The organism is Falsirhodobacter sp. 1013 (assembly GCF_051195255.1).
In the GTDB taxonomy this organism is placed as follows: domain Bacteria; phylum Pseudomonadota; class Alphaproteobacteria; order Rhodobacterales; family Rhodobacteraceae; genus Falsirhodobacter.
Genome location: NZ_JBNJLK010000027.1, coordinates 1 through 17,788, shown reverse-complemented (window position 1 = coordinate 17,788; position 17,788 = coordinate 1). Strand labels below are relative to the sequence as shown.

The window sequence follows — 17,788 nt, the reverse complement described above, 5'->3', positions numbered from 1 at the left end:
CCAGTGGACGCACGGTTCTCGGCCGAGTCACCAAGCGAGGCAGCCGATACCTGCGGATGCTGTTCGTCCAGGCGGCGAAGGTGATCATGATGCGTCCGAACCGATGGCCCGCGTTCAGTTTCGGAACTTGGCTGACGGATGCCGTCGCCCGGATGCCACACAACAAGGCCGCCATTGCGCTGGCCAACAAATTGGCCCGAACCGCGTGGAGCATCCTACGCCACGGCACCCGGTTCGACGCTGTAGAAAACAGAGATGTGGCCGCGGACGCGATCTGATCGCGCCCCCAAGCGCGCCGACCGTTGGTGGAACTGACCGGGATCCCCCAGATCGTGGTCAGCTCGACGCTGTCTGTTTTTGCCATTTCTGCTCCTTCGACGGGTGAGCAGAATGTCCGAAATCCCTTATTCTATTGCGATATGGGGTCTATGCACCGCTTACGCTCGAGCAGCTCCTCTCAATGCAGCTCGGCTGGATCGCCGCCGCTCAATCTGACGTCACGTCTCTTGCGGGCATTCATGTGCTGAGGATGATCAGGCACCTCAATCAGGCGCTCTTTGCTTTACTGACCTTCAAGACAAAGGCTCCATGTTCGTTCGGAAGCTCGCCATCCAGCGTGACCACGACCTCGCCATCTTTCCGTGAAACCTCAATGTGGTGCTCGTGCCCCTCCCGTCGCAGGATGGCGTTGAAGCCGGGCCAATGGCTCGGAAGGGCGGGCGTGACCCGGACCTTCGTGCCCCCTTCCAGCGTGATGCCGAGAATGCCCTCCACGGCCGCGCGATACATCCAGCCCGCCGAGCCTGTGTACCACGTCCAGCCCCCACGCCCCGTCTTGAGGCCCTCGCCGTAGATGTCGGCGGCCATGACATAGGGCTCCACCCGGTAACGTTCGGCGGCCTCCGGCGTGGCCGAATGGCTTATCGGGTTCAGCAGGTCGAAGAGCTGATGGGCGTCCGTCCCCCGGTCGCGACGTGCAAGGGCATAGATCATCCACGCGGCCGCGTGCGTGTATTGTCCCCCATTCTCGCGGACGCCGGGGGGATAGGCCTTGATGTAACCGGGGGTCATGGGGGACTGTTCAAAGGGTGGGCTGAAGAGACGCAGGATACCCGCCTCCCTGTCCTGCAGATGCGCCAGCGCAGCGTCCAGCGCCACATCCACGCGATCCTGACGCCCTGCACCCGAAATGGCGGCCCAGCTTTGTGCGATGGAATCGATGCGGCATTCGCCCTGCGTGGCTGATCCGAGCGGGGTGCCATCATCGAAATATCCCCGACGATACCAGCCGCCATCCCATCCGGCCGCGTCCACCGCATGGGTGAGATTTACCCGATGCGCCTGCCAAAGGGCGGCACGTTTCACGTCTCCACGCTCCTTGGCCAACGGGATAAAGCTGTCCAGCGTCGCCGCCAGGAACCACGCCATCCACACGCTTTCGCCTTGGCCCGCCTCTCCGACGCGATTCATGCCGTCGTTCCAGTCCCCGCCAAGGATCAGCGGCAGACCGTTCCGCCCTGTCCGGGCCACCGCCAGATCCAGCGCAAGGGCACAATGCTCGTAAAGGCTCGCCACTCCCCCGGACTCGGGGGCGAAGAAGGCGTCATGTTGCCCGGGTTCAAGATGCGGGCCATTCAGGAACGACACAGGCTCGTCCAGAATGGCGGCATCGCCGGTCATCCGCAGGTAGCGTTCGGTGATATGACCCAGCCAGACCACATCGTCCGAAATCATGGTGCGGACGCCCGCGCCCGTGGCAGGCAGCCACCAGTGCTGCACGTCGCCTTCCGGGAATTGCCGCCCTGCGGCGTTCAGGATCTGGCGACGGCAAAGGGCCGGATCCTGAAGGATCATTGCCGACGTGTCCTGAAGCTGATCGCGGAACCCGAACGCGCCGGACGCTTGGTAGAAGGCCGTCCGCGCCCGTATCCGACAGGCGAGGCTCTGATACGGAAGCCAGGTGTTGACCATTAGATCTAGCTTCGGATCGGGTGTCTTGACCTGAAGCGTGTCCAGAAGCCCCTTCCATTCGGCACCGGCCGCCGTCATAGCCTCCTCCACGGCACCGGCCGCCATGGCTCTCGCCAGCACATCCGGGAGATCGGCCTCCGGCGCATCGGCAAGGGCGAAGACCAGCTCCGTCGTTTCTCCGGGGGCAAGGGTCAGCCGCACGAGAAGGGCCGCGCAGGGGTCACCGTCCGTCCCCCCCATGGCGGGCCAGCGGACCAGCGCGTCTGGACGGGACAGGTCGCCCTTGCCGAACACGGCCTGTCGGCACGCCTGCACATCGGCCACCGGCCGGTTGCAGGCCAGCGCCATGGCACGGCCCGGGAACTCGACCGACGCCGGGTTGCGGGCGATCAGCGCGTCGCCCTTCCGTTCCACCCGAACAGACGGGGCGGTGCGTCCGCGGTCGTTCCCGAGGATCAGCTCTGCATAGCCGAGGCACTCCAGTTCCATCTGCCTCGCGCCTTTGTTGGTCACCCGCAGCCGAGTCAGCTTGGCTGGACCTGACGACAGCAGCACCTGCACGGCGTCCAGGTCCAGCGCATCGGTCCAAGACCGGAAGCCGCTGTAACCCATGCCGTGCCGCGCCTCGAAGATGGCGCCGGGATCGGTCGACAACCCCGCAAAGGGCGTGAACAGGCGTCCGCCGTCCCGGTCTCGCAGGACAATCCCCTCCATCATGCGATTTTCGACGGGATCGTTGGACCAAGGCGTGATCTGGTAATCGCGCGAATTCGCGGCCCAGGTGAAGCCCGCTCCCTCCGCCGAGATGTGGCCCCCGAAGCCGTCCCGCGCGATGACGTTGATCCACGGGTGCGGCGTCGCCTGGCCGTGGCGCAGGCGCGTGACGTATTCGCGGCCGTCGGCGGAAAATCCGCCATAGCCGTTGAAATGGGCCAGCCGCTCCTTGGGGAAGGCCGGCGTGGCGTGGGGTGCCGCCACGGGCGGGGCGAGGTTGAGGCGGAGGGGTGGACGCGCGATTTCAGGCTGCATTCGTGCCAGCTGTTCGCCCAAGGTGCCGTTCCGGGTGTGCAGGACCACGCGTGCGGTGGCGAGAAGCCCGCGCAGGGCCCCGACCTCCACCTGATCCTGCCGCAGCACGAAGACATGCTCCCTGCCCTTGGCCTCGTGTTCGGAATGCGCGAAACTTTCGCGCAAAGCCACAAGTGCGTTCTGCAGATCCTGGGTGTAGCTGGAGGCGCGGTCGTTGAGGATGACAAGATCCGCCGCCACGCCGCGATGCCGGAAATAGAGCATCATTCGCATCGCCTCGCGCGCAATGGCAAGATCGGCGGGAGTGTCGATCCGCAGCACGAAGATCGGGCAATCGCCCGAGATCCCGAACCCCCAAAGCGCCGATTGCGGCGCCACGGCGTCGGCGATATCCCGGTCGCGTATCCCCATCTTGCCGTCGGGATAGATCAGGACCGCGGCATAGGCGCGGAAAACGGCCGCTTCCTCCAGCGTGCTGTCGATGTGGCGCAGCTGGACCTGCGAGCGTGTCCATGCCAGCCGGTTTTCATGATCGTAGACGGCAGGATCGGCGTAATGGCGCACGGCGCTGGCCAAGGCAGCTTCGTCCTCGGCCACCAGGGTCCAGTAGGTCAGCGTGACCTCGGCCCCCGGATGGATGCGCACCGTGCGGCGCAGCGCAAAGACGGGATCAAGGGTGAAACCGTCCCCCCCGGACAGGCGTTGCGCCGGATCGAAGGCCACGGCGTTGCCAAGCCGGCGCCCCCGGCCGATGAAGGCGCGACGATCGGTTTCCGCCTGAGGGTCGGTGCCCCCGCCGCACAGCAGATGCGCCAGATGCAGCACGGGTTCCTGCCCCCGTGCGTTCCGCCGCGCCGTCACCATGGACAAGTCGCTCGCGATGGTGGTGCGCACGAACATCTTGGAAAAAGCCGGATGCCCGTGATCCGCGGCGGGCAGGTCCAGTACGATCTCTCCATAGGACGTCACCTCGATGCTGCGGGTGCGGGCGGAGCGGTTGCGCAGGGTCAGGCGGTGCCCTTCGGCGTCCGCCTCGGAGGCGACGATGCATTCAAGGACGCTTTCGATCCCGTGGGCGGTCTTGAAGAATTCGGCCTTGTGGTCCGACAGGGTGGTCGTGGCCTTTTCCCCCGGCGCAGGGCGAGGCGTGGTCGTGGTGGACCACCAGTGGTGGCTTTCGGTGTCTCGCAGGAAGAAGAACAGGCCATCGCGGTCGAGCGTTGGATCCGGCCGCCACCGGGTGACGGCATGTGTGCCGCGGCGCGAGGATCCCGCGCCTGCGGCCGTCACCATCTTGGCGTAACGGCCGTTGGACAGCAGCGTCACCGCGCGGCCCGCTAAGGCCGGTTCGGCCACCACCGTCTGCGCGGCCCCCCCCGAGGCAACCTCTTGGCCGGCGGGGCTGCGTCCTTCGGCCGGACGGGTCACAGGCACGATCTCCCGCGGCGCTTTTTCCTGAAGCAGAAGCTCGGCCGCTTCGATCACCGGATCGTTGTGGAACCGGTCGCGGTGAATGCCTTCCAGCACCGTGTTGGCCACGGCGACGATAGACATGCCCTGATGGTGTGCCATGACATTGCGCACGACGGCCTGAGACGCGCCTTCCGGCAGGCGGCCGGCCGTGAAGTCGACAGCATCATAGAACCCGTAAGGCCCGAGCGCGCCCATCTGCGCCAACCGTGACAGGTTCCGGACAGCCTCGCGCGGGCGGAACTGGCTGGCGAGCAACGAGGCATAGGGCGCGACCACCAGATCATCCGATACGGTCCGTTTCAGCGCCAACGCTGGAACTCCAAATGCATAGTATTGGTAGTTCATGTCCAGATCGCGCCCGTTGAAGGCCGACTCGGATATCCCCCACGGGACGCCCCGCGCACGACCGTAGGCGATCTGCTCTCCGACGGCACCATCGGTGGATGCGTGCAGGATACCGCCCAGTGTTTCCCTCATGACCAGCGGTGGCATCAGGTATTCGAACATCGATCCCGACCAGGACAGAAGCGTTCCTCTAGGGCCCAGTGCCGCGATCGGTCGCCCAAGCCGGAACCAGTGGGTGTTCGGCAGATCGCCTTTGGCGATCGCGAACAGGCTCGCCAACCGCGCTTCGGAGGCCAGAAGGTCGTAGCAGCTTTCGTCCAGCTGCGAGGCTTCCACTCGGTAACCGATGGACAGCAGGTTGCGTTCAGGGTCCTTCAGAAACCCAAAATCCATGCCGAATGCCAAAGCGCGGGCGCGCTCACCCAAGGCCCACATACGGGCCTGCATCTGCGCAGGATCCGGGACGTAGATGGCGGCCTCGCACGTCTCGTGCAGAGTCTCGGCCCACCAGAGAATTTCACTGTCATGGCGGCATTCGGCGGCATAACCCGACACCAGGCGACGGATGTCGGCCGCGATCACCAACAGGCTGGCCCCATGCACGGCGGCCAGTTGCGGCTGCGACAGATGAAGGGCGTGGCTGGCGGCGAAACCGTCGATCCCTTCCTCCAGCCGGCGGCGCAGGGGACGCAGGCTGCGGCGGTCGTCCGGAATGGCTGCGAACTCCATCCGAAGCACGTCCAGCACGTCGCCGATGCCTTGGGGATTGCTGGGCACATGCACAATGGAACTGGCTGCCCATTCGCGCAACGCCGAACCCAGCGTCACAAGATGTCCCGCGAGGTTGCCGCTGTCCACCGAGGAGACGTAGCGCGGTGACAACACCGACAGGTCGCGCGTGTCATACCAGTTGAACAGGTGTCCGCGATGCTTTTCCATCCGTTCCACGGTGGACAGGGTGTCCTCTATCCGGATGACCGCGTCGGTCAGGCTGATCCAGCCGAAATCGCGCGCCGACAGCACCGACAGCATATACAGGCCGATGTTGGACGGCGACGTCCGCTCGGCCAGCTTGGGCGCCGGATCGTCCTGATAGTTGTCGGGCGGCAGATGGTGGGTGGCCGGCGTCACGAAGGTCTCGAAGAAGCGCCAGGTGATGCGGGCGGTGCGACGCAACGAAGCGGCATCCCCCGGCCGCAGGATCAGACGGTCCTGGGTTTCCATGGTCCGGCTGGTTGCCCAAGCCGTCAGAGGGGCGGTCAGCCAGATAAGGGCGAACAGCGTCGTCAGCTCTAATGCGGGTGGATTGACGACTGCCACAAGGGCCACAGTTGCGAAGGCCAGCATCGGGGCCACCGCCATCATGCGGACATGGCCCCAAAAGGTCACCCCCACCGACGACACCACTTGGCTGTTGCTGCGCCATTCCAGCAGGTTTTCATGGCTGATCCGCATCCGGTAGAGGCTGCGAATCAGGGCATCCACGGACAAAAGCGCCTGGTGCGGCAGGAAGGCCAACCGAAGGATGAAACTTCCGAAGGTCTCGAACGCCTCAAGGATCAGGGTTCGACCATGACGCGTCACAGGAACCGACGGATGCCCCGGCAGCACCCCCGACAGGAAGCTGCACAACGGACCCAAAAGAAGCACCAGCACCAGCAGGCCTTGCCAGCGGACCGCGTCCCCGGCCGACAGCGTCAGCCATCCGCCCACCGACGCGGCAATCCACGTCACCGGCAGCAAGGCCCGACGGAGGTTGTCCACCATCTTGAACCGCCCCAGCCCCCCGATCCCGTTGCCGGGCGACAGGATGAACGGCAGCAACTGCCAGTCGCCGCGCATCCACCGGTGCTGACGAGCCGCATCGACGTGATAGGCGATGGGGAAATCCTCCACCACCTGCACGTCCGTCACAAGCGCCGCGCGGGCGAAGGACCCTTCCAGAAGATCGTGCGACAGCACCGTGTTTTCCGGCATGCGCCCCTCTGTCGCTGCCGCGAACGCATCGATGTCGTAGAGCCCCTTGCCGGTGAAGCTGCCTTCCCCCGCAAAATCCTGATAGGTGTCCGACACGGTGAAGACGTAGGGGTCCAGCCCGCGATGGGCCGAGAACATGCGCTGGAAGAGCGATGCCTCCCGCCCCGTGGTCAGGGAAGGGGTAACGCGAGGTTGCAGGATCGCGTGCCCCCCGACGACCCGGCCTGACACGTCGGCCACGGGGCGGTTGACCGGGTGAGCCAATTTTCCCGCCAGCGCGGCCACGCTGTCGCGCAGCAGCCGCGTGTCGCTGTCCAACGTCATCACGAAACGCACACTGGCAGGCGGGCGCGGTCCCGATGGCAGGAACGAGGTGTCGGGATCACCGCGCAACAGGGCGTTCAACTCCACCAGCTTGCCGCGCTTGCGCTCCCATCCCATCCAGACACCTTCGCGGGCGTTGTGGATGCGACGCCGATGCAGCAGGAAGAAGCGCCGTCCCGTCGCGGAATAGCGCGCGGCCAGCGCGTCGATCCCACCGGTCGCATGGCCAAGAAGCGGACCGTCGTCAGCCCGATGCGGCTCGGCGCAATCGGTCCAGTCGCTTAATAGTGCAAAGTCGATGGCGCCTTGAGAATTGGACAGGTAGTGCAGTTCGATGTTGCGCAACAGCGCGTCGATCTCGTCCCGAGAGCTGAGAAGACAGGGAATGACGACAAGCGTCCGCGCCCTTTCGGGGATGCCGCGTGAAAAGTCGTAAGATGGCAGGCGCGCGGGCGGGAAGGCCCAGCCGACCGCGCGGTGAAGCAGGGCCGTGGCCGCCTCTGACGCGGGCAGCAGAGCCAGAAGGAAGAGCACCCCCAACACGCCGAGGGATGCCGTCAACGTCCAGATCATCAGCGCCGCGATTGCGGCCGCCCCCAAGCCCACCGGCGCGGCAAGCCCGACCCAGCCAGTCCTCCGCCACAGCGCCTGCACATGTTCTTTCGGAGATGGCCGATAGGCTGCCGCCCGTCTCAGTTCGGGCAGACGATCGCCCAGCAGCCACGGACCGGGATCGGCCCCTTCCGACAGATCCAGCGCCAGTTTCGCCATTCCCACCTCTGTCAGGGGAGAGCGGCGGGCAAGGCGCTCGATCGTCTCGCGGTAGACATTGCGGGTGTCCTTGTCGAGACGCGCGTAATCTTCCGCCTCTCGCAGGGTGTGGCACACGACGGCGACCGTTTCGAACCAGCTCAGCCAGTCCACCTCGTCGATCAGCCGCAGGCTGCGCAGGATGTTTCCCATCGTGACGTTTGTCGCCGCCTGGCGGACATGTTCGCTTGCAACAACCTGCTCCACCGTCTCGCCGGCCGCATGAAGCTGCGCCTCCAACCAGACCAGCGCCGGGCCCATCGCCCCGGTCATGGCGCTTGTGCGGTAGGCCAGTTGGGCTGCGAAGGCAGCATGCCGGGTCGCGTGGGAAGACAGGGCTAAGAGTGCGGGAACCTCGGCGGGGGACGCGAGCGCCAGACGGTCCGCCAGTTCATTCGCCGTGCCGCGAAGATGATGGCTTTGCGCCACGCGGTCCGACAGGCGGCGCAGGTTTTCAAGCAGCACGAAGCGGAGAAGCGCCGGTACGGCCCAGACTTCGGCAATGGTGAGGTCAACGCCGCGCTGCATGCCTTCGACGATGCTCGTCAGGGTCGGCAGCGTCGTGTCGGAATTGGCCTTGGCCACGTAGATCCACACCAGCGCCAGGATGCGGGGCACGTCCTCGCCACTCGCCAGCCGCAACGTTGGTAATGCGTGATAGGCGGCAGGCCGAAGGTCACGACGCAGGTGGCGGAAGGTCTCGTCGGCGATGTGGTGGTTGTCGATCAGCCACACGGCCGCAGGGCTGATGACACGGTTCTCCTCTGCGGCGGCCAGAAGAGCAAGGTAGCTCCTCCGAACCGCGGTCCTGTTCTCGATCAGCCGGGCTGGTAGGGCGAATGGTTGAAAGGCGAGCAGGTGCAGGTCCGTAGACTGCAGCACGGATTGGCCCGCGTCCTGATAGGAAATGTCGTTCCAACGGTCATGACGGATCGGCGGCAGGCATTCGACGGAAGCGAAGGCGCGGTCTGGCATCACAAAGGGCCGATCTATCGAGGGAATGCCACATCGGCTTTTCTGAGGTAGCTCAGCACCGTGAAGTATCAATGATACCTAGAGTGGTACCTTGCCCGGCCACTTAGTTGGCGACGCTTACAACGGCGCGGTCAATCTTGTGTCCTACGTGCAGAACCTGCCCGATATCATCCGGCGCGGCCCGGTGAGCTATTGCTAGATCTGCTGCGGCCACGAGGCCAGGAACCGTAAGCCACGACCATCGACCATGGCGACCAAGACTGCGCAACGCGGCGGGCGCAGCCATAGACATCCAAAACGGTTGCGAGTTTCCGACCTAGGATGAGCCGGAATAGCCGGCAAGAGCCGGCGTCCGGCAACAAAGATGAGGCGACAAAGCGGTGCATGACCTAAGCGTTGGCGTCCCACAAGGCAGATCCGGCGTCACTGGCTTGGACTACAGGGCCGCCCTGCCGGCATTGGCGCAATCACGCGAGGAGAGCCGGATCAGGGTACGATGGTCAAGGACTCGCCCTATCTCAGCAAGTCGCCCCACATCTTTTCGCTCTTGCTCTGGGGGTCTTTTCGCACGTGGGCCTTGGGGACGGCTTTGACTTTGCCATGCCGGTTTGGAGGGTCACGGTCCGGCGAGCCATAGGAGGCGTTGAAGATCGAGCGCGGCTCAATCGATACCCGGACGTCAGCGATGTCGATGATCTGATTTTTTGGCGACGGATCCCATCAGGGGTCCTCCATGAGGCCGGCCAGATGATACTGGATGGCTCACTCTTATGAAGGGTTGATGCCGCCTCTTCCCAAGGTGCTCTGCGCAAGGATCTGTCAGCGCAAAAGCGCACGCCTTGGCTCGCTCGGGGCACAGAAAAAAAAGGCTTCCGTCCGCCTCCCTTGCTCTGCCGCCGTAGAAGGAGCCGTTCCTTGTGCTAACTGGCGGGCGATGATCCAAGGTAAAAGGGCCATGAACAGGCGCCGTGTGCTTTGGGGAGAACGGAGAGGGCACATATCCCTCATGCCGGCGATAAGCGCCCGGTGAAGCAAAGGAAGCTGAAGATGCCGAAGTTGAGCATCGTCCATCGGACGACCTATCAGTACCGGACTTACGTGCAGCTGCTGCCGCACCGCTTGATGCTTCGGCCACGGGAAAGCCGGGACCTGAAGCTTCTTTCCCATCAGGTCACGTTTTCCCCCGAGGCTGAGGTGACATGGTCCACGGATGTCTTCGGCAACGACATCGCCACGGCCCGATTTGTGGAGAACGCGGATCTGCTGACCATCGAGAGCACGGCTCAGGTTGAACTTGGCGCGCCGGCGTGGCCGGTGTTTAAGATTGACGCCTCGGCCCTGTCTTACCCCTTCCTATACGCCGACGAGGATTGGAGGGATCTTGGTGCGCTCACCGATCAACACTATCCGGACGATTCTGCGAAGGTGGTGCAGTGGGCCCGCAGCTTCATCGCGGCCGCGCCGACGGACACGCTGTCTCTGCTGAAGGACCTGAACCTTGGCGTGCATAACCAGATCCGGTACGAAAGCCGTGACGACGAGGGCACGCAGACACCGGAACACACCTTGTCCCGTGGTTGGGGGTCCTGCCGCGACCTTGCGGTTCTTCTGGTCGAGGGGGCCCGCGCGCTTGGCTTCGGCGCTCGCGTGGTGTCCGGATATCTGTGGCCGAACGACGTCGGAACAGTGGGCGCCGGCGCCACACATGCGTGGGGGGACATCTTCGTGCCGGGCCCCGGCTGGATCGCGTTCGATCCGACCAACGGCACGATGGGAGGGGCCAACCTCATTCCAACCACGGTGGCCCGCGGCATCGCCCAGACCGTTCCGGTGTCCGGAAGCTATGTCGGTCCGAAGGACGCCTTCGAGCGCATGGAGGTCCAGGTCGACGTGCGCAGCCGTGACGTATCAGGAGGCGGGGGCCAGGAACCTCCTGCCACGACGGAGATCTACGCAAGCTCCAACGGCGACCGGTGGCTGCTGATACAGGATCAGGATCACGCGATTGTCCGTCATGAGCCGACCCCCAGCTCAGGTGGGAAAGCCAGCAAGATGGACGTGGACGCCTTTCTGTCCAGCCAAGGGAAGACGCCGCAAGGCGAAAGCCTTTTCCGCATGATCGGTTCCGGCATCCTTGGCCGCTCTTCCTAAATCAGGCGCTTAGCTGCCGTGGCAGGATTGGCGCGGAGCACCTTTGAATCGGCACCACCTGTCGCAGAGGCATTGGAAGCGCCTAGGCATGGGTGCAATGCAGCGTGCCTTTGTCAGCGCCCGGCGCGGTGCCCTGCGTCCATACGGGAACAAGGATTGGACTTTTCCAACGTTGCGGAAGCAGATTGGATACCGATGTAACAGCGGAGGATCGTCAAAATATAGCGAGGCGAGATTTGTTAGTCTGGTCCCGGTCCATGATCGACTTCTCGTCGTCGCATGGTGCGTTCGCGGCGACGCATTGCGCGTTATCAGCCTCAGCAAAGCCAACAGCCGGGAAAGGACACGCTATGACCAAGGATAAGACGTTGATTGACGGAATCCGTAAGGTGAACGAGCTGGGCGACGGGTTCTTGCCAAGGCGCGGCGTGGCCGACCGACCATGCTGCCAGAAGGCCGCAAGGTTCGTCAGAACTTCATAATCGATCCCGATGTAGCGGAGCGGCTGGAGGCAGTCGGCAACAAGAGTGCCTTCGTGAACAAGGCTTTACGAAAGGCTTTGTCCTAGAGACGTAGATCGAAAGTGACATCCACCATACCCGTCATGTTCATATCTCAGGTCGGTAAGTTGATGAACTTCTGGCTATACAGTCGTGAAGGATATTTTTTGCTTTGAAACCAATTTATTGCCCTATTCAAAACCGTTCCAGACCGTGTGAGAACGTGGCGGCGCCTAGTGGCGTGCAGGGGTTTCGGCTGGACCAAGGTTTTATTTTTGGAAGCCATATCCACGGCTGGATCGTTGGTCCTGAGGTCCTGTGGAGGGCTCTTGAGTCCAGTATTGGCTGATACTGCGTGGAATTGGTGAGCTCTTACCGTCTGACGGCCGCAATCATCGCCGGAATGCCGATCAGGCTGATTGCGCGACGGAGATTGTAGGCGAGGGCCGTCAGGCTGAACTCGGCGCGCACGCTTTCCAGCCTGCGCATCAGGAACGCGCCTTGGCCTGGCCCATCCATTGCTTCACGGAGCCGAACGGGTGCTTGACGCTCTCGCGTCGCCCGTCCATCACCCCGGGTCGCGCGGCAAGCCGTTTCGCCATCCGGTCCAGCACGGCCTCGTTCTCGTAACGCATAATCGGCGGTAGGCCGCGGTGGTGCAGCGCGACTTGGGGGTGCAGGACCTGCAGGCGGTGGCATTGACATAATCGAACACGCGGATCTCGTTACGAACCGGTCGATGGCGCACGCGGCTCAACGTCGCGCCGCCCGGGCATGTGTAGATGTCCGCCTCGGTGTCGTAGTGGAATTGATCCTCGGGAAAAAATTCCTTGGCAACGTCGGATCCGCGCTGCGGTTTGGGAACGTAGGGCACGATGCCTGCCGTCTCGCAGGCCTCGATATACTCAATCTTGAAGTATCCCCGGTCGGCCACGACAGCGATCTGCGCCACATCGAGGGTCTCACGCGCAGCCCTGGCCGTCTGGGTCAGCAGGCCCAGGTCGCCGACCTTGTTGTGGACCTGCTGCTCCACAATCAGTTTGTGCCTGGTGTCGACCGCGATCTGGATGTTGTAACCGACCCCGACGCGGCTGCTGGAGTGCATCGCGCGTGCGTCCGGATCGGTCAGCGAGATCTGGTCCTCGCCGCTGTCCGCAAGAGCTTTGCCATGAGCGTCAAGGCGTTCACGCCTCTCCCGGATTACCGCGATCTTCTCCTGAAGCCTCTCTACGATCCGGCCCTCCGGCCCTCAGGCGCGTCCTCGCCGTCCTTGTCGGCTTCATCGAGTTGCTTGAGATACCGCGCCAGGCGTTCATCGCTCTCCGCGATCGCCTTGGCCAGCTTGGCCTTGGTAAGATTCCGCTCCCGGCTGTTCACGGCCTTGATCCGGGTGCCGTCGACCGCGATCAACTCCCGTCCGAACAAGTCGAGTTCCCGGCACAGCATGACGAATTCCCGGAACACCTGACGGAACGCGGTCCTGTTGTTGCGTCGGAAGTCGGCGATTGTCTTGAAGTCTGGCGTCAGGCGGCGGAGCAGCCAGATAACTTCGAGGTTGCGTCGCGTCTCGACCTTCAACCGGCGGCTGGACCGCACCCGGTTCAGGTATCCGTAGATGTAGAGCTTCAAGAGATCGGCTGGATCATATCCCGGCCGGCCGGTGGTCTTCGCCTGAACCCGCCAGCCTTTAGATCAAGCCCGTCAACGAAAGCATCGATGAACCGGACAACTTTGTCCGACCCCACATAGTCGTCCACAGAATCCGGCAAGAGCAGAAGCTGGGACCGGTCATCGCCTGAAATATGTGCCATGACCAACAATACCACAGTCCCCCAAACCGTGAATCCTGTTTGAGTTTCCACACGGTCTGGTTCGGTTTCGAACAGGGGAACGTGATGGCTATGAGCGTGAAGCGGACCTTCAGGTTCCGCCGCTAGCTGTTCTCCTCCATCACATGTTCGGTCAGGTCCGCGATCATGTGGCTGATGTGATGATCGGCTATCTGGTAGTAGACATGCCGCGATTGCCGTTCGGCGCGCAGAAGCCGTGCGCTGCGCAGCAAGCGCAGGTGATGGCTCACCAGCGTCTGCGAGAGGTTCAGCGTCCCAGCGATGTCGCCCACGGATTTCGGACCGTCCAGGCAGTAGATCACAATGCGCAGCCGTGTCGGATCGCCCAGAAGCTTGAACGCTTCCGAGACAAGTGACAATTGGTCATGGGTCAGTGCCGGGACAGCGGTGGTCAATGTGCATGTCCTTCGTGACGGTGCCCATGCCCATGAGGCATTTGCTGCAGACTGCACCGATCCTCAATGTCATCGTTCCAGTCGATGGCAATGGTCGAATGCTCTATCCCGAAATCGGACATCAGCAGGTGCTCGACCTCGCGCGAGACGGCTTTGGCCTTGCTGTCGATGGCAGGGCGGACGCTGAGCGTCGCCATCGTCCGTCCCGAGGTGATCTGCCAGACATGAATGTGACTGACCGCGGCAAGATCCGGAACCGACGCGAGCAGCTTTCGCTCGATCTCGTCAGGTTTTGCATTATCGGGCGCGCCTTCAAGCAGGATATGGATTGATTTCGCCATCAGCGTCCACGCGCTGCGCAGGATCAGCAGTGCAACGACCATGGACAGGATCGGGTCGATCGGAGTCCATCCGGTCAGGTAGATGACGATCGCGGCAGTGATCGCTCCGACAGATCCGAGCAGATCGCCCATGACGTGCAGGATCGCGCCCTTGATGTTCACATGCTCCGTCTCGCCCCGTGTCATGATCCAGAGGACGAGGAGGTTGATCAGCAGTCCTACTATCGCGACCAGCATCATCGGACTGGCAAGAATGTCGCCCGGCTGCCGGAACCGCTCGATCGCCTCATAGACAATCCAGCCAACGATGCCGAACAGTGTCAGCGCGTTCAGAAAACCCGCGATCACCTCGAAACGCAGGTATCCGAAGGTGCGCTTGCTGTCGGCGGCGCGGCGGCCGAAGCGGAAGGCGGCGTAGGCCAGTGCAAGCGCCGCGGCATCGGTCAGCATGTGGCCTGCATCCGCCAGAAGCGCGAGAGACCCCGACAGGATGCCACCCACCACCTCGACCAGCATGAAGCCGAAGATCAGGAAGAAGGACAGCAGCACCTTGCGTTCGTTCGCGCCGCTCACGGTTGGGACATGAGAATGATCGTGACCGTGATCATGTCCAAGGTGTGAGTGTGACATGGAATTTCCTTGCATACTAACACATCAATATATATTCATATACCGGTAGTCAACTGTGTGTTGCGCTTCGCAATGCTTCCCGCCAACCCGAACGCCGACATTATCCCGCTTGGGCCAAGGCTTGCCCTCCGCCGCAAATCTACAGACTGTTGGAGCAAGGTGCCGCATTGCGAGGAGACTTTGCCGGGCGCCTTTCCAAGGGAGGATATCATGACACATCTCGACCATCGATCCTGGATGCAAGGAACGGCCGCGCGCCGATGCAGCCGGAGCGCCCTTGCCGGCATTCTTGCGATTTGCCTGCCCGGTTTCGCACTCGCCCAATCCGCAGAATTGCGAGACAGCTTCTTCTGGATCGGCGAGATCAACAAGGCCAGTGCCGTCATCAACAGCGAGGAGGGGCTGCTCGATCCCGCCCTGACGCCCGGCATCGCGGCCGCGCTCGTGCAGGTGCTGGAAGACGGCAACAAGCCCGATGCCAAGCGCCCTCAAAGCGTCATCACGTTCGAGCCGCTGCTGATCGAGGCGGGCGGGCAGGACGTCACCCTGCTTCATGCCGGACGGTCCAGCCAGGACATGCTGTCGACCGCCCGCACCGCGATCCTGCGGGAACGGCTGCTGGCGTTGGCCGACCAGCTCAACACCACGTCGCGCACGATGGTGGACCTCGCGGCGCAGCACGTGGACACCATCGTCCCGAACTACACCAACGGAGTGGCGGCCCAGCCCAACAGCTACGGCCATTATCTTCTGGGCCATGCGGCGGGCCTTGACCGCGACGCGCAGCGCATCCGCGAGGCCTATGCCCGTCTGGATCGGTCGGCCATGGGAACGACGGTGCTGAACGGAACCAGTTGGCCGCTGAACCGGGAGCGGATGGCAGAGTATCTCGGCTTTGCTGCCATCGTGGACAACGCCTATGACGCGGCCCAGATCGCGCCGGTCGATCAGGCGGTGGAACTGTCCTCCATCGTCACCTCGATCGCGCTGCACTCGGGCAGCTTCATCGAGGATGTCATGGGGCAGTATAGCCAAACACGCCCGTGGATCCTGCTGCAGGAAGGAGGAGACAACACCTACGTCTCCAGCGCCATGCCGCAGAAGCGCAATCCCGGCATCCTCAACTCGACCCGCAGCGACGCGTCGGAGGCACTGACGCTCGCCATGGGTCCGGCCCTGCAGGCCCACAACCTGCCGCCAGGGATGAGCGACGCCAAGAGCACCAAGCGCAACGGCGACATGATCGACGCGGCCACCGACGTTCTGGGGGGTCTGGACGACATCCTCGGCGCGCTGAACATCAACCCCGAACGGGCGCTGGAGGAACTGAACAGCGACTGGACCGCCTCGCAGGAACTGGCCGATCTGCTGATGCGCGAACACGGGATGCCCTTCCGGGTCGGCCATCACTTCGCCTCGGAAATCGTGACGCATGCACGGCAGGAGGGATTTGGACCCTTGGACTTCCCCTATTCCGAGGCGCGCCGCATCTACGCCGAAGCGGTCGAGCGAACGAATTATCCGCAGGATCTGCCTATCAATGAGGCGACATTCCGCGCCACGCTGGATCCCGCGGCGATCATCCGCGCCCGTGCGACCTCCGGCGGCCCGCAACCGGCGGAAATGGAACGGATGATCGCTGCGGCCCGCGACCGTCTTGCAGACCAGGACGCTTGGATCTCCGACCGACGAGCGAGCATTGAAACGTCATTGGCACAGCTGAATGAGGATTTCGCAAAGCTTCTGGATTGACGACTTCCTGATTTGACAGCTGTGGCCGCAGCGGCCGGTCACAGCACTTAGATCCGCAGCTGTGTGGAAACTCCGCTTTGTGGTAAGTTTCTGCATGGCTCTGGGAGATAGGGCATGTCGGGTTTCATCGAGGCCGTGCCGTATCAGGTTCATGCCGATAACGGCATCCGGTTCGCCGAGCAGCCTCGGAACCGGAGCACCATCTACTCCCGCCCGATGCGCTTCGCCATGATCTGCAAGGCCAACGGGATCGAGCACAGGCGGACCAAACCCACCGGTGGGGTTTGTAGGATCAGACCACAGTCCGGGGGACTGTTGTCCCGACAAATCGCCAGGTCGAGCGGATGAACCGCACGATCAAGGAGGCCGCCGTCAAGCGCTTCCACTACGACAGCCATGACCAGCTCCGCGCCCACCTCGCCGACGTCATGGCGGCCTACAACTTCGCGCGCAGGCTCAAGACCCTCGGCGGCCTCACACCCTAGGGTCAGGACCCATTGATCATGCGCGTTCGGCCTGCTTCAGGCTCCTCAAGGAGACTGAACGATGAGCAACCTCTTTTAGCTGACAGAAGCGCGGATGGCGCGGCTGCAGCCCTTTTTCCCAATAGGTGAGCCTGCGAACGCAACCCCCGCGTCGATGACCGGCGAGTGTTGAGCGGGATAATCTTCATCAACCGCGATGGCTTGCGGTGGCGCGATGCACCGAAGGAATATGGCCCGCCGAAGACGCTCTACAACCGGTGGAAGCGGTGGAGCGACAAGGGAGTCTTCGCCCGGATGATGGCTGGGCTGGCCGCCGGGGCCGCCGTCTCGAAGACGGTTATGATTGACGCGACCTACCTCAAGGCGCACCGCACGGCGACCAGCCTGCGGTCGAAAAAGGGGGGCCAGGCGACCAGAGGGGCCGTCTGATCGGCCGCACGAAGGGCGGCATGAACACCAAGCTGCATGCCGTCACCGATGCCGATGGCCCCCCGATCCGGTTCTTCATGACGGCAGGCCAAGTCAGCGACTACACAGGCGCGGCAGCCCTGCTGGGCAGCTTGCCAAAGGCGGAGTGGCTGCTGGCCGACAGGGGCTATGGTGCCGACTGGTTCAGGAAGGCGTTGAAAGACAGGGGGATAAAGCCAGAAGAGCCGGATCGATTCATCCTGAACCCGATCCACCAATTGCCGGGATAGAACACCTAGGGTCAGGATTCCTAACCAGTAGAGGACGGTTGCGGCGAGGGCGATGGCTGAGAGGAAGACTTCTGGACAGCGG

The 17,788-nt window shown here is 63.2% G+C and carries 7 protein-coding genes and 3 pseudogenes; 5 read left to right on the top strand and 5 right to left on the bottom strand.

What is annotated here, in order from left to right; all coding sequences use genetic code 11:
* Positions 1 to 278 (top strand): transposase (locus tag ACSHZY_RS18295; protein ID WP_435171593.1); only part of this gene is annotated, 278 nt, incomplete at its 5' end.
* A gap of 268 nt (positions 279 to 546) precedes the next feature.
* Here ACSHZY_RS18295 and ACSHZY_RS18290 read toward each other — a convergent pair.
* Positions 547 to 8,904, bottom strand: a complete 8,358-nt coding sequence (locus tag ACSHZY_RS18290) for a GH36-type glycosyl hydrolase domain-containing protein (protein WP_435171592.1) — start codon at positions 8,902 to 8,904, stop codon at positions 547 to 549.
* A 1,047-nt stretch (positions 8,905 to 9,951) separates the two neighbouring features.
* Between ACSHZY_RS18290 and ACSHZY_RS18285 the strand changes: the two genes are divergently transcribed.
* Positions 9,952 to 11,055 carry a transglutaminase family protein gene (locus ACSHZY_RS18285; RefSeq protein WP_435171590.1) on the top strand — a complete coding sequence of 368 codons (1,104 nt, stop codon included), beginning with the start codon at positions 9,952 to 9,954 and terminating at the stop codon, positions 11,053 to 11,055.
* Positions 11,056 to 12,123: 1,068 nt separating this feature from the next.
* On the opposite strand, the gene ACSHZY_RS18280 is transcribed toward ACSHZY_RS18285, so the two are convergent.
* The 4 genes and pseudogenes from ACSHZY_RS18280 to ACSHZY_RS18265 form a co-directional block, all read right to left on the bottom strand.
* Positions 12,124 to 12,684: a transposase gene (locus tag ACSHZY_RS18280; protein WP_435171595.1), complete on the bottom strand. Its 561-nt coding sequence runs from the start codon at positions 12,682 to 12,684 to the stop codon at positions 12,124 to 12,126.
* A 98-nt stretch (positions 12,685 to 12,782) separates the two neighbouring features.
* A pseudogene (locus ACSHZY_RS18275) lies at positions 12,783 to 13,202 on the bottom strand (transposase); the annotation flags it as partial.
* 286 nt (positions 13,203 to 13,488) lie between these two features.
* Positions 13,489 to 13,800 (bottom strand): ArsR/SmtB family transcription factor, encoded by a 312-nt coding sequence (locus ACSHZY_RS18270; RefSeq protein WP_435171588.1) that lies wholly within the window; start codon positions 13,798 to 13,800, stop codon positions 13,489 to 13,491.
* Positions 13,797 to 14,771, bottom strand: coding sequence for a cation diffusion facilitator family transporter (locus ACSHZY_RS18265; RefSeq protein WP_435171586.1), 975 nt, complete (start codon positions 14,769 to 14,771; stop codon positions 13,797 to 13,799). The genes ACSHZY_RS18270 and ACSHZY_RS18265 overlap by 4 nt, the downstream gene beginning before the upstream one ends.
* Positions 14,772 to 14,981: 210 nt before the next feature.
* Between ACSHZY_RS18265 and ACSHZY_RS18260 the strand changes: the two genes are divergently transcribed.
* The 3 genes and pseudogenes from ACSHZY_RS18260 to ACSHZY_RS18250 form a co-directional block, all read left to right on the top strand.
* Positions 14,982 to 16,523, top strand: coding sequence for an argininosuccinate lyase (locus ACSHZY_RS18260; RefSeq protein WP_435171584.1), 1,542 nt, complete (start codon positions 14,982 to 14,984; stop codon positions 16,521 to 16,523).
* A gap of 323 nt (positions 16,524 to 16,846) precedes the next feature.
* Positions 16,847 to 17,005, top strand: a pseudogene (locus tag ACSHZY_RS18255) (integrase core domain-containing protein); the annotation flags it as partial.
* Positions 17,006 to 17,102: 97 nt separating this feature from the next.
* A pseudogene (locus tag ACSHZY_RS18250) lies at positions 17,103 to 17,670 on the top strand (IS5 family transposase); the annotation flags it as partial.
* Positions 17,671 to 17,788: the final 118 nt, after the last annotated feature.